Below are 13,346 nucleotides of genomic sequence, written 5' to 3'. Positions count from 1 at the left end.
GTCGGCGCTCACCGAAGGAAGGCGGCCGCAACGCCGGCGTCGACCGGGACGTGCAGCCCGGTGGTGTGCGTCAAGTCCCCACCGGTGAGGGCGAAGACGGCGTTGGCGACATGCTCCGGCAACACCTCGCGCTTGAGGATGGTCCGCTGGGCGTAGAACTCGCCGAGCTTCTCCTCCTCGATCCCATAGGTCGCCGCCCGTTGCGCACCCCAACCACCGGCGAAGATGCCCGAGCCACGCACGACACCGTCCGGGTTGATCCCGTTGACCCGGATGCCGTGCTCACCCAACTCGGCGGCCAACAGCCGTACTTGATGGGCCTGATCGGCCTTGGTGGCGGAGTAGGCGATGTTGTTGGGCCCGGCGAACACGGCGTTCTTGGAAGCGATGTACAGGATGTCGCCCCCGAGGCCCTGGGCGATCATCGCCCGAGCCGCCTCACGCGAGACGAGGAACGACCCGCGGGCCATGATGTCGTGCTGCAGATCCCAGTCCCGGGCCGAAGTCTCCAGCAGGGGCTTGGAGATGGAGATCCCCGCGTTGTTGACGACAAGGTCGACGCCACCGAAGGCGAGCAGCGCGGCCTTGAAGGCATCGGCGATCTGCCCCTCGTCCGTCACGTCGACGGCGACGGCAACGGCCTTGTCGGGCCCGCCCAGTTCCTCCGAAACAGCCTGTGCACTCTCGGAGTTGAGATCCGCGACAACAACACAAGCCCCTTCATCGACCAGCCGCCGGGCAATGGCCTTCCCGATCCCGCTCCCCGCACCGGTGACGAGCGCGACCCGCGTGGCAAGCGGCTTCGGCTTGGGCATCCGCTGAAGCTTGGCCTCCTCCAACGCCCAGTACTCGATCCGGAACTTCTCCGACTCCTCGATCGGCGCGTAGGCCGACACGGCCTCGGCCCCACGCATCACGTTGATGGCGTTGACGTAGAACTCGCCGGCCACCCGCGCCGTCTGCTTGTCCTTGCCGAAGGAGAACATCCCCACGCCCGGGATCAACACGATCGCCGGATCGGCACCGCGCATCGCGGGGGAGTCGGGCAGAGCGTGCCGCTGGTAGTAGGCGGCGTACTCCTCGCGATAGGCGGCGTGCAGCTCCTTCAGCCGCGAGATCGCCTCGTCCAGCGGAGCGGTGGGCGGCAGATCAAGAACGAGCGGCCTGACCTTGGTCCGCAAGAAGTGGTCGGGGCAGGAGGTACCGAGCGCGGCAAGCCGGGGATGCTCGGCCCGCGCGAGAAAATCAAGCACGACATCGGAGTCGGTGAAGTGCCCGACCTGCGGCCGGTCTTGAGAGGCGACAGCACGAACGTACGGCGCGAGAGCGGCAGCCCGCTCCCGTCGCTCACCGTCGCCGAGCGCACCGTAGCCCTCGACGACGGGCCCGAAGGGCTCCGCCTTCCCCCGCTCGACGAGGAACGCCTCGGCGGTCCGGATGATGTGCAGCGAATTCCGCTCACACTCCTCGGAACTCGCACCCCACGCGGTGATCCCATGCCCTCCGAGCACACACCCGACGGCCTGCGGATTGGCGGCCTTGACGGCAGCGATGTCCAGCCCCAGCTGAAACCCGGGCCGCCGCCACGGCACCCACACCACGGTGTCCCCGAAGCACTCGGCGGTCAGCTTCTCCCCGTCGGCCGCGCAGGCGAGCGCGATCCCGGAGTCCGGGTGCAGATGATCGACATGAGCCGCGTCCACCAGTCCATGCATGGCGGTGTCGATGGAAGGCGCCGCACCCCCCTTGCCGTGCAGGCAGTAGTCGAACGCGGCGACCATCTCGTCCTCGCGCTCGACCCCCGGATACACGTCGACCAACGCCCGCATCCGGTCCAGCCGCAACACGGCCAGCCCACCCTCGGTGAGCGTCCCCAGGTCCCCTCCGGACCCCTTGACCCACATCAACTCGACATCCCCACCGGTGACGGGGTCAGTGTCGGTGCCCTTCGCGGACGTATTCCCGCCGGCGTAGTTGGTGTTACGAGGATCAGAACCAAGCCGATTGGAGCGAGAGAGCAGAGCGTCAGCTTCGGGGTGCGGAGCCATGAACTTCCAGTCCTTTTCGAGAGAGGGTGAGCGCATTTCCTTCAGGGGCGCGGGGAACGGCGCGACCAGCCACATAGGGCGCGCACCCGCGAACAGACAACGACCCGGCAGACGCTCAGGCGCCCCACCCCGCCTGCTGCCCCCCGGCCCGCTCGACAACAATCCGCTCCTGCCACCCGCTGGAGCGATACGCCGCGATCGGATCAGGGTCAAGCCCCTGCTCCTCCCGCAACTCCCTCAGCAACGGCCGCACATCGGTGTTGTACGCGTCCATGACCACAGCGTTGGCCCCCAGCACGTCCCCGTCCCGCTGCGCCACGCCCAACGCGTCCCGATCCACCAGCAACGCCTTAGCCGTCGCTTCCTGCACATTCATCACCGACCGAATGATCGCCGGAATCTTCGCCTCGATGTTGTGGCACTGATCGAGCATGAAGGCGACATCAGCGGTGAACCCCCCACCCCGGATCACCTCATACATGATCCGGAACAACTGGAACGGATCAGCCGCCCCCACCATCAGGTCATCGTCCGCGTAGAACCGAGAGTTGAAGTCGAACGCCCCGAGCTTCCCCTCCCGCAACAACGTCGCGACGATGAACTCGATATTGGTACCGGGCGCGTGATGTCCCGTGTCGACCACGACCTGAGCCTTGGGCCCGAGCTTCAGACAGTGCGCGTACGCGGTACCCCAGTCCGGCACATCCGTCGCATAGAACGCCGGCTCGAAGAACTTGTACTCCAGCAACATCCGCTGCCCGTCCCCGAGCCGCGCGTACACCGCCGCAAGCGCCTCCGCCAACCGGTCCTGCCGCGCGCTCAGATCATCCTGCCCCGGATAGTTCGTGCCGTCGGCGAACCACAGCTTCAGATCGGCGGAGCCCGTCGCATCCATGATGTCGACGCACTCCAGCAGATGATCCAGCGCCTTGCGCCGCACCGCCGCGTCGGGATGACACACACTCCCGAGCCGATAGTCGTCGTCCTGGAACGTGTTGGAGTTGATCGCCCCGAGCTTCAGCCCGTGATCCTGCGCGAACTTCCCCAGCGCCCCGAAGTCGTCGACCCGGTCCCACGGGATGTGCAGGGCCACCGTGGGAGCCACGCCGGTGAACTCGTGGACCTTGGCCGCGTCCTCCAGCTTCTCCTGCGGAGTCCGAGGAACGCCCTCCTGGGCGAAGACCTTGAACCGGGTCCCCGAGTTCCCGTACGCCCACGACGGCGTCTCGACTGCCTGGGTCCTGAGAGCGGCCTTCACCGCGGCGAGATCGGTCACTTGAGGGCTCCTGTGACGTGCGACGGAACGACGTGTGTATGAAACGATTCAGAGAGCGAAGTTATGAGCCCCCCGAAGGGGTGTCAAGCCCTACGGCGAAGCCTGTGGCCCGTGACTCCAATGTGACCTTTGGCTATCGAAAGTTTTTCGACGCGGACCCATTGACGTGACAAGGCTGGCGCGCCTAACGTCCCGGCAACCAAGTTGAAACCTTTCACGACGCTGTGAGGGCCTACCCGCCGGCGTCGTCGAGGAGCCCCTCATGACCCACCCGTCAGAAGCGGGTCCGGCCCCGGTGCTCGCGCTCAAGGGCATCTCCAAGTCCTTCGGCGCGGTGCGCGCCCTGCGGGACGTGTCCCTCGAACTGTTCCCCGGTGAGGTGCACGCACTCGCCGGTGAGAACGGCGCGGGCAAGTCCACTCTCATCAAGACCCTCGCCGGTGTGCACCGGCCCGACGCCGGCCAGGTGCTGCTCGACGGCGCGCCCGTCCTCTTCCACGGCCCCGGTGACGCCCGCGACGCGGGGATCGCCGTGATCTACCAGGAACCGACTCTCTTCCCCGACCTGTCGATCGCCGAGAACATCTTCATGGGCCGCCAGCCCCGCCGCGCGCTGGGCCGTATCGACCACAAGGCGACGTACGCGGCGACCGCCGACCTGATGAAGCGGCTCGGGGTCGAGCTAGACCCCGACCGCCCGGCGCGCGGACTGTCCATCGCCGACCAGCAGATCGTCGAGATCGCCAAGGCGCTCTCCTTCGACGCCCGCGTCCTAATCATGGACGAGCCGACGGCCGCGCTCACCGGCAGCGAGGTGGCCCGCCTCTTCGGCGTGGTCCGCACCCTGCGCGAACAGGGCGCCGCCGTCCTGTTCATCTCGCACCGCCTGGAGGAGATCTTCCAGATCTGCCAGCGGGTCACCACCCTGCGCGACGGGGCGCTGATCTCCAGCGAGCCGATCGAGGGAATGACCGAGGACGATCTCGTACGGCGGATGGTCGGCCGCGATCTCGACGAGCTGTACCCCAAGCAGGACGTCGAACCCGGCGAAGTCGCCCTGAGCGTCAAGCGGTTGACCCGCGAGGGCGTCTTCACCGACGTCTCCTTCGACGTACGGCGCGGAGAGATCGTGGGTCTCGCCGGGCTGGTCGGCGCCGGCCGTACCGAAGTCGCGCGGGCCGTCTTCGGCATCGACCGCTGGGACGCGGGCGGGGTCGAGGTCGACGGCAGGTCGCTGACGAACGGCGCCCCTTCGACCGCGATGGCCGCGGGCCTCGCCCTGGTCCCCGAGGACCGGCGCGCCCAGGGTCTCGTGATGGACATGTCGATCGAGCGGAACATCGGCCTGACCGGCCTGCGGACGACCGTCAGGGCCGGTCTCGTCGACCGGGGCGCCGAGCGCAGCCGTTCCCTCGACTGGGCGGTGAAGCTGCACGTCAAGTACGCGCGGATCGCCGACACCGTCAACACCCTGTCCGGCGGCAACCAGCAGAAGGTCGTCCTCGCCAAGTGGCTGGCCACCGGCCCCAAGGTGCTGATCGTCGACGAGCCGACCCGTGGCATCGATGTCGGGACCAAGGCCGAAGTGCACCGGCTGCTCAGCGAGTTGGCCGCCGACGGGGTCGCCGTCCTGATGATCTCCTCCGATCTGCCCGAGATCCTCGGCATGGCCGACCGCGTGCTGGTGATGCACGAGGGCCGGCTCACCGCCGAGATCCCCCGTTCCGAAGCCACCGAGGAAACCGTGATGGCCGCAGCCACCGGGAGGGCCGCCGCATGAACAGGTCCTTCATGACGACCGCAGCTTCCGGGAGGGCCGCCGTATGACGGTCACCGCTCCCAATCCCGCGCCCGCCGCCGAGGTGCCCGAGTCGAGCAGCACGCGGCTGGTCGACCGGGTCTTCAAGATGCGTGAACTCGCCATCCTGGTCGTCTTCCTGGTGATGATCGGCATCACCCAGGCGGGCAACAGCCAGTTCCTGTCCGAGCAGGGCATCAAGGACCTGCTCCTGAACGCGACCATCCTGGTGCTGGTCGCCACCGGTCAGTCGCTGGTCGTCATCACCCGCAACGTCGACCTGTCCGTAGGCTCCACGCTCGGCATCACCGCCTTCGCCACCGGTACCTATCTCCAGGGCGGTGGCAACGCTGTCATCGCGATCCTGCTGGCGGTGCTGCTCGGTGTCGGACTCGGCCTGGTCAACGGCCTGTTGGTCAGTCTGGGGCAGGTGCCCGCGCTGGTCGTCACCCTCGGCACGCTGTACATCATCCGGGGCGTCGACTCCATCTGGGTCGGCTCACGGCAGATCACGGCCGCCGATCTCCCGGGCGGATTCGTGGACTTCGGCTCCGGCGGACTGTCGGCCGTGCCCTGGCTGGCGATGATCGCGCTCGCCGTACTGATCGCCACCGCCTACTACCTCAAACACTTCGGCAGCGGACGGGAGTTGTACGCGCTCGGCTCCAATCCCGAGGCCGCCCGGCTCGCCGGTATCCCCGTCCGCAAGCGGACCCTCGCCGCGTACACCTTCTGCGGCGGACTCGCCGGACTCGCCGGCGCGATGTACCTGGCCCGCTTCGGAAACGTCGACTCCGGCACCGGTACCGGCTATGAACTCACCGTCGTCAGCGCGGTAGTTGTCGGTGGCGTGGTCTTCACCGGCGGCTCCGGCAGCGTGTACGGCGCGGCTCTCGGCGCACTCCTGCTGACCTCGATCAACAGTGTGCTGCCCGCCCTCGGCGTCAGTTCCGTCTGGGTGCTCGCCATCAACGGCATCCTGCTCATCCTCGCCATCGCCGTCGACCGGATCGTCGCCCTGCGTGTGGCCACCGCACTGAAGAAGAGGAACGCCCGCCATGCCTGAGTCGTTGACGCGTGCGATCCGCTGGGACACGGTCGTCGGCGCCCTGCTCATCGTCCTGCTGCTGTTCTCCTTCTCCTTCGTGGACGGCTTCGGCAACGCGCTGAACCTGTCGTTCCTCATCGGCAACACGCTCCCCATCGCGCTGATCGCCCTCCCGATGACCCTCCTGGTCGTCGCCGGCGAGATCGATCTGTCGGTCGCCTCCACGGCCGGCCTGTCGGGCGCGGTGATGGGCAAGTTGTGGAACGACGGCATGACCATCGAGACGATCATCCCGATCTGCCTGCTGCTGGGCGTGGTCTGCGGACTGGTCAACGGGCTGTTGGTGACCCGGCTGGGGCTGCCGTCCCTCGCCGTCACCATCGGCACGCTCGCCGCGTACCGGGGGATCGCGCAGATCGTGCTCGGGTCCGACGCGGTGACCGATTTCCCCACGCAGTATCTGGACTTCGCGTCCGGGCGGCTCGGGGGGACGTTCCTGCCACGGGCGTTTCTGCCCTTCCTCGTGCTGCTCGCGATCGCCGTGGTCGTGCTGCATGCGACGCCGTTCGGGCGGTCGTTGTTCGCGATCGGGGCGAATGTGGAAGCGGCGCGGTTTGCCGGTATTCGGGTCCGGCGGCAGAAGCTGATCCTGTTCACGGTGACCGGGTTGATGGCTTCTCTCACCGGGGTGTTCTGGGCGCTGCACTACGCCAGTGCGCGCTATGACAATGCCACGGGGCTCGAACTGTCCGTCGTGGCAGCGGTGTTGCTCGGCGGTATCGACTTCGACGGCGGGAAGGGGACATTGGGAGGTGCGATCGCCGGTGTCTTTCTGCTCGGGGCGTTGCAGAACGTGATGAGCCTGCTGAATGTTTCGGCACAGTCGCAGATCGTCGTCACCGGTGTGCTGCTCGTCGTTTCGGTGCTTGGCCCTCGGGTCGCTCAGCAAGTGGCTGTGGCCAGGGCCGCGGCTCGTTCCACTGGATAGGTCGTCTGGCGTCCGCGGCCCGTCTGTGGCTGGTCGCGCCGTTCCCCGCGCCCCTGTTAGGGCGCTTTCACTCAACCTCGTATCAAAGGAACCCCTGCCATGCGCAAAACATCCCTCCGTCGTGCCTGCGCGGCCATCGTCGCCGTAACGTCTCTCACGCTTGTCGCCACCGCTTGCGGTGGTACCACCAAGAAGGACGTGAAGGACGAGAGCACCGGGTCGGCCGTCACCGGTGGCAAGGCCGATCCGAATGCCGCGCTCAAGAAGGGGCTCACCGTCGGGTTCCTGCCGAAGGCGGTCAACAACCCGTACTTCACCACGTCCGACAAGGGCGGCGAGAAGGCCCTCACCGAACTGGGCGAGAAGTACAAGGAAGTCGGCACGACCAGTGCCACCGACACCTCCGGTCAGGTCTCCTACGTCAACACGCTCACCCAGCAGCAGGTGAACGCGATCGCCGTGTCCGCGCAGGACCCGGGCGCCCTGTGCACCGCGCTCAAGCAGGCCATGAGCAACAAGATCAAGGTCGTCACCTACGACTCCGACACCAACCCCGAGTGCCGCAACGCCTTCGTCTCGCAGGCCAGCGCCGAGGACCTGGGCCGCACCGAGGTGCAGCTGCTCGCCCAGCAGATCGGCTACAAGGGCGAGATCGCGATCCTGTCCGCCGCGCAGACCGCGACGAACCAGAACACCTGGATCGGCTTCATGAAGGAGGAGCTGAAGGACCCGAAGTACAAGAACATCAAGCTGGTCAAGGTCGCCTACGGCAACGACGACGCCCAGCAGTCCTTCCAGCAGACCCAGGGTCTCCTCCAGGAGCACCCGAACCTGAAGGGGATCATCTCCCCGACCACCGTCGGCATCAAGGCCGCCGCCCAGTACCTGTCCGGCTCCAAGTACAAGGGCAAGGTCAAGCTCACCGGCCTCGGCACCCCCAACGACCTGCGCAAGTACGTCAAGAACGGCACCGTCGACGGCTTCGAGCTGTGGGACCCGGCGAAGCTCGGCGCCCTCGCCGCGCAGACAGCGGTGGCGCTGGTGTCGGGGCAGATCACCGGCAAGGAAGGCGAGACCTTCAAGGCCGGCGGGACGTCGTACACCATCGGCAAGGACGGCGTGATCAACCTGGGCAAGCCGACCGTGTTCGACGCGAAGAACATCGACCAGTTCAACTTCTAGTAGATGAAGGGGCGTTGATGCAGCGCGTGTGTTTTCTGCTGAAGGTCAGGGCGGACCGCCTCGACGAGTACCGCGAGCGGCACGCCGCCGTGTGGCCCGAGATGCTCGACGCACTCTCGGCCACCGGCTGGCACAACTACTCGCTCTTCCTGCGTGAAGACGGCCTGCTGGTCGGCTACTTGGAGACCGAGGACTTCGCCGCCGCCCAGGCCGGCATGGAAGCCACCGACATCAACTCCCGCTGGCAGGCGGAGATGGCGCCGTTCTTCGAGTCCCTGGACGGCGCCCGTCCCGACGAAGCGATGAAGCCCCTCACCGAGGTCTTCCACCTCGCGTGATCCCCCACAGGAGCCGCTCATGAGAAGACGCGCCGTGCTCACGACCGCCATACTTGCGGCCGTGGCAACGCCGGGCACCGCACGGGCGGCCGACCCCGGCCCGTCCGTCACCAAGAAGAGCACCACCCAACTCGACGCCCAGGCCGTCTACTTCGTCTCGTACGACGGCCTGGTCAACAACAACTCGTTCCAGAAGAACGGCCTGCTGACCTACAAGGGCTACCAGTACGCGGCCTGGTACACCGCCACCAAGCGCGCCGTCGTCGCCCGCCGCGTCCTGGGCGCGACCTCCTGGTCCACGATCACCCTCTCCCACACCCTCAAGAGCGACGACTCCCACAACGTCATCTCCATGGGCGTGTCCAGGACCGACGGCCGTCTCCACCTCCACATGGACTCCCACAGCGACGGCTTCTTCTACGTCAAGTCGGTCGCCGGCCTCCTCGACAACCCGGCGTCCACCGCCTGGACTTCGGCCGTCCTCGGCGCCGTACAGACATCGCTGGACGGCGTCGCACTCACCAGCCAGTTCACCTACCCCCAGTTCATCGCCACCCCCGAGGGCGAACTGCAGCTCAGCTACCGCGTCGGGATCTCCGGCAACGGCCGCAACGCCCTTGCCGAGTACGACGGTTCGACCTGGACGGCGCTGGGGGAGTGGAGCGGTTCGACCGGCACCTACACCAGCACGCACGGCTCCAGCACCGCCCGCAACATGTACCTGCACGGCATCGACTACGACGTCAACGGCCGGCTGCACGCCTTCTTCACCTGGCGCGAGCAGTCCGCCGCCGTGATGTGCAACGGCGGCGGTATCACCAACCACGACACCGGTTACGTCTACTCGACCGACCGGGGCCGCAGTTGGCGCAACGACGCGGGAACCGTTGTAGGAACCACGGGCAGTTCGAACACCGTGGCCGTCACGGTCGCCGGACTGGTCGTCGACTCCCTCGACCCCGACCACTCGCTGATGAACCAGGAGAGCCAGTCCACCGACTCGACGGGCCTTCCGCACGCGATCATCAGCTACGTGCCCGGCCGCTTCGGCCAGTGCACCACCAACTACGTCACCGACCGCACCACCAACGGCCGCGCCTTCCACGTCCGCAAGAACTCCGCCGGGACCTGGCAGAAGACCGAGATCCCCATCGCTCTCAATTCCAGCCAGCGCACCAAGCTGGTCCTGGACAAGTACGACAACGCCTACGCGGTCCTGCCCTACGGCCGTATCGCGGGCGCCTCGAAGTCCTCCGGGTACACCGACTGGGCGCTGCTGTACGACGGGAGCGGCCTGAACGCGTTCGGTGAGGTCGTCATCGACGAGCTGCGGGTGAAGGCGGACAACGTGCTGTCGTTCATGTACCAGGAGAAGTCGAGCGGCACGACCCCCTCGGCACTCCACGTCGTCGACTTCGCCCTGCCCGCGTGAGCGGCACGGTCGCCGGAGTCGGCACAGGTCATGGCGGTAATGTGAAGACCTGCCCGCCGCCCCACGTCACCCTGGAGGTCTCCGCCTGATGGCCCAGCCGGTGGGTATCAAGGACGTCGCCCGTGCCGCCGGAGTCTCCGTCGGCACGGTCTCGAACGTCATCAACCGCCCGGACACCGTCGCCACGGAGACCCGGGCCCGGGTGCTGTCCGCGATCGACCGGCTCGGCTATGTCCGCAGCGAGTCGGCGCGCCAGCTGCGCGCCGGCCGCAGCCGGATCATGGGGCTGCTCGTCCTCGACATGGGCAACCCGTTCTTCGTGGACGTGGCCCGCGGCGCCGAGCGGGCCGCGCGTGAATCGGGGCTCGGCGTGATGGTCTGCAACAGTGCGCAGAGCCCCGTCGAGGAGGCCGACTACCTCTCGCTCTTCGCCGAACAGCGGGTGCGGGGCGTGCTGTTGACCCCGGCGGACGCGACCGGACGGAACATCGAGTCGTTCCGCCGGCACGGCATCCCCTTCGTGCTCGTCGACCGCGTCGCCGAGGGCACCACCGAGTGCTCGGTCTCCGTCGACGACGTCGCAGGCGGCGCGCTCGCGGTGCGGCACCTGGTCGACGCCGGGCACCGCTCCATCGCGTACGTCAGCGGTCCGCCCGGCTTCAACCAGGTGCGGGACCGCCGTACCGGCGCGAAGAACGCGCTCGCCGAGGCCGGTCTCGACCCCGACGCGCTGCGCGAGCTGCCCACCGACCGGCTCGACGTGGCCGCCGGACGCGACGCCGGAGCACGGCTGCTCGGCCTCGCCGATCGCCCGACGGCCGTCTTCTGCGCCAACGACCTCCTCGCGCTCGGCGTGCTCCAGGCCATGTACGCGGCCGGGGTCGGCGTTCCGGACGACCTCGCGATCGTCGGCTACGACGACATCGAGTTCGCCGCGGCGGCGGCCGTACCGCTCACCTCGGTCCGTCAACCCGCCGTCACCATGGGCGCGTTGGCCGCCGAACTGCTCCTGGAGGAGACCGAGGCGGAGGCGGACCCGACGGCCCGCCCGCACGAGCACCGGCGGGTCGTGCTCCAGCCGGAACTGGTGGTGCGCCGCTCCAGCCTCGCTGCCCGCTGATCCATCGGTCAGTAGCGATCCGTAGGATTTCATGATCCAGGGGGTCGGATATCGGACGCGCATGTGCTGAGATGTGACGCGGCCCGTAAATCGTCCGTCCCAGGAGCCCCGTTGTCCGTCAGCTACCGCCAGCCCGGCGTCGTCCTCACCGACCGCCACTTCACCGTGCCCCTCGACCACGAGGACCCCACGGGCGAGACCATCGAGCTCTACGCCCGTGAGGTCGTCGCGAGCGACAAGGCGCACCGCGAGGACCTGCCGTGGCTGCTCTACCTCCAGGGTGGACCCGGTTTCGGGGCGAATCGTTTCGTCGGTAAACAGGCCTGGCTCGGCCGGGCGCTCGACGAGTACCGCGTCCTCCTCCTGGACCAGCGCGGCACCGGCCACTCCACCCCGCTCACCCGGCAGACGCTCCCGCTGCGCGGCGGCCCCGCCGAGCAGGCCGCGCACCTCACGCACTTCCGCGCCGACTCCATCGTCCGGGACTGCGAGGCGATCCGCCCGGCCCTCACCGGCGGCGCCCCCTGGACCGTCCTGGGCCAGAGCTTCGGCGGCTTCTGCGCGGTGAACTACCTGTCCACCGCCCCCGAAGGCCTGCGCGCCGCAGTCCTCACCGGCGGCCTGCCGTCCCTCGACGCCCACGCGGACGACGTCTACCGGGCCGCCTATCCGCGCATCGAACGCAAGGTCGCCGCCCACTACGACCGCTACCCGCAGGACGTGGACCGGGCCCGCCGCATCGCCGAGCACCTGATGCGGCACGAGCCGGTCCTCCCCAACGGCTACCGGCTCACCGTCGAGGCCTTCCAGTCCCTCGGCATCATGCTCGGCGGCAGCGAGGGCAGCCACCGCCTCCACTTCCTCCTGGAGCACGCCTTCGTCCGCACCCCGCAGGGCTTCGACCTCTCCGACGCGTTCCAGGAAGAGGTCCAGAACTCCCTCTCCTACGCCGGCCACCCCCTCTACGCCCTCGTCCACGAGTCGGTCTACGGCCAGGACGGCCGCCCCACCGCCTGGTCGGCGGAACGGGTCCGCGCCGAGTTCCCGCAGTTCGACGCCGCCAAGACCCTCGCGGGCGACAGCCCCCTCCTCTTCACCGGCGAGACCATCCACCCCTGGATGTTCGACTGCGACCCCGCCCTGCGCCCGCTCCGCGACACCGCCGAACTCCTCGCCGCCCACACCGACTGGCAGCCGCTCTACGACCCCGCGCGCCTCGCCGCCAACGAGGTCCCGGTCGCCGCGGCCGTCTACCACGACGACATGTACGTCGACGCGACCCACTCCCTCCAGACCGCCCGCGCCATCCGCGGCCTGCGCACCTGGGTCACCGACGAGTTCGAACACGACGGGGTCCGGGCGGGCGGCCCGCGGGTCCTGGACCGGCTGCTCGCCCTCACGCGCGACGAGGTGTGAGAGCGACGGCGACGGGGATGTGACAGCGGCGACGAGATGTGACATCGAAATTTTCGACATAAGGTTCATTTCGATGAATACCAAGTCACTCCGCCGGGCCCGCCCGGCCGCCCTGGTCCTCGCCGTCGTCGCGGCGAGCACGGTCGCGCTGGTGTCGTGCGGCGACGACAACGACAGCAGCGGAAGCAGCAGCAGCGCGCAGGCTTCAACCCCGGACGCGTCCTCCTTCTCGGGGATGACGCCGTCAGCGCTGAAGTCGGCCGCTTCCTCGGCGGTCGCGTCCGCCCGCGCCGAGGCCTCCGCCCTGGCGTCCTCCGCATCGGCCGCGGCGTCCTCCTTCGATGCGGCGGTGTCGGCCGAGGTGGCCCGCGCGAGCAAGGACGCCCAGAACGAACTCAAGGACGTCGAGGGTCAGGGCAACGCGATGTCGGACGTCGCCATGACCGGCAAACCGCGCGCCCAGACCAGCGGACTGCTCGCCGTCGTCGTCACCATCACCAACAAGACCGACAAGAAGGCGTCCTACGCCGTCCAGGTCGACTTCCTCGACTCCTCGGGGAAGGTGGTGGAGACCCGCTACGTCGGCGCCGAGAACCTCGCCCCCGGCGCGAAGGCACAGCCGGTCGCCATCAGCGCCAAACCGCCGGAGCCGGTACTGACCCCGAAACTGGCGAAGGCGCAACGCTATTGAGCAGGCTGT

Annotated in this window: 11 protein-coding genes; 9 read left to right on the top strand and 2 right to left on the bottom strand. The window is 68.1% G+C overall.

The genetic code is table 11. The features are described 5' to 3' along the window. Positions 1 to 8 precede the first annotated feature (8 nt). Both OG714_RS06760 and rhaI read right to left on the bottom strand, forming a co-directional pair. Positions 9 to 2,048, bottom strand: a complete 2,040-nt coding sequence (locus tag OG714_RS06760; protein WP_406119260.1) for a bifunctional aldolase/short-chain dehydrogenase — start codon at positions 2,046 to 2,048, stop codon at positions 9 to 11. Between the two features lie 115 nt (positions 2,049 to 2,163). Continuing rightward, a complete protein-coding gene (gene rhaI, locus OG714_RS06755) occupies positions 2,164 to 3,324 on the bottom strand; it encodes an L-rhamnose isomerase (RefSeq protein WP_406119258.1) in 1,161 nt (386 codons plus the stop codon). 262 nt (positions 3,325 to 3,586) lie between these two features. Between rhaI and OG714_RS06750 the strand changes: the two genes are divergently transcribed. From OG714_RS06750 to OG714_RS06710, 9 genes are all read left to right on the top strand, one after another. Then, a complete protein-coding gene (locus OG714_RS06750; protein ID WP_406119257.1) occupies positions 3,587 to 5,104 on the top strand; it encodes a sugar ABC transporter ATP-binding protein in 1,518 nt (505 codons plus the stop codon). Positions 5,105 to 5,147: 43 nt separating this feature from the next. Further along, positions 5,148 to 6,188, top strand: a complete 1,041-nt coding sequence (locus OG714_RS06745; RefSeq protein ID WP_365299307.1) for an ABC transporter permease — start codon at positions 5,148 to 5,150, stop codon at positions 6,186 to 6,188. After that, positions 6,181 to 7,158: an ABC transporter permease gene (locus tag OG714_RS06740; protein WP_406119255.1), complete on the top strand. Its 978-nt coding sequence runs from the start codon at positions 6,181 to 6,183 to the stop codon at positions 7,156 to 7,158. The genes OG714_RS06745 and OG714_RS06740 overlap by 8 nt, the downstream gene beginning before the upstream one ends. A gap of 99 nt (positions 7,159 to 7,257) precedes the next feature. Further along, the gene (rhaS, locus tag OG714_RS06735) at positions 7,258 to 8,340 is read left to right on the top strand and encodes a rhamnose ABC transporter substrate-binding protein (RefSeq protein WP_406119253.1); all 1,083 of its coding nucleotides are present in this window, start codon (positions 7,258 to 7,260) and stop codon (positions 8,338 to 8,340) included. 17 nt (positions 8,341 to 8,357) lie between these two features. Continuing rightward, positions 8,358 to 8,678 (top strand): L-rhamnose mutarotase, encoded by a 321-nt coding sequence (locus OG714_RS06730; protein WP_033278944.1) that lies wholly within the window; start codon positions 8,358 to 8,360, stop codon positions 8,676 to 8,678. Positions 8,679 to 8,697: 19 nt separating this feature from the next. Continuing rightward, on the top strand, positions 8,698 to 10,110 hold the full coding sequence (locus tag OG714_RS06725; RefSeq protein WP_406119250.1) for a BNR repeat-containing protein: 1,413 nt from the start codon (positions 8,698 to 8,700) through the stop codon (positions 10,108 to 10,110). 88 nt (positions 10,111 to 10,198) lie between these two features. Further along, positions 10,199 to 11,230: a LacI family DNA-binding transcriptional regulator gene (locus OG714_RS06720; RefSeq protein WP_406119249.1), complete on the top strand. Its 1,032-nt coding sequence runs from the start codon at positions 10,199 to 10,201 to the stop codon at positions 11,228 to 11,230. Between the two features lie 111 nt (positions 11,231 to 11,341). Continuing rightward, the gene (locus OG714_RS06715) at positions 11,342 to 12,646 is read left to right on the top strand and encodes an alpha/beta fold hydrolase (RefSeq protein WP_406119247.1); all 1,305 of its coding nucleotides are present in this window, start codon (positions 11,342 to 11,344) and stop codon (positions 12,644 to 12,646) included. Between the two features lie 73 nt (positions 12,647 to 12,719). Further along, entirely contained in the window at positions 12,720 to 13,337 is a 618-nt protein-coding gene (locus OG714_RS06710; protein WP_406119245.1) for an FxLYD domain-containing protein, read from the top strand. Positions 13,338 to 13,346 lie beyond the last annotated feature (9 nt).

The organism is Streptomyces sp. NBC_00989 (assembly GCF_045162655.1).
GTDB lineage: Bacteria > Actinomycetota > Actinomycetes > Streptomycetales > Streptomycetaceae > Streptomyces.
The sequence above is the reverse complement of the archived record's forward strand: the minus strand, read 5'-3'. Positions and strand labels throughout refer to the sequence as shown.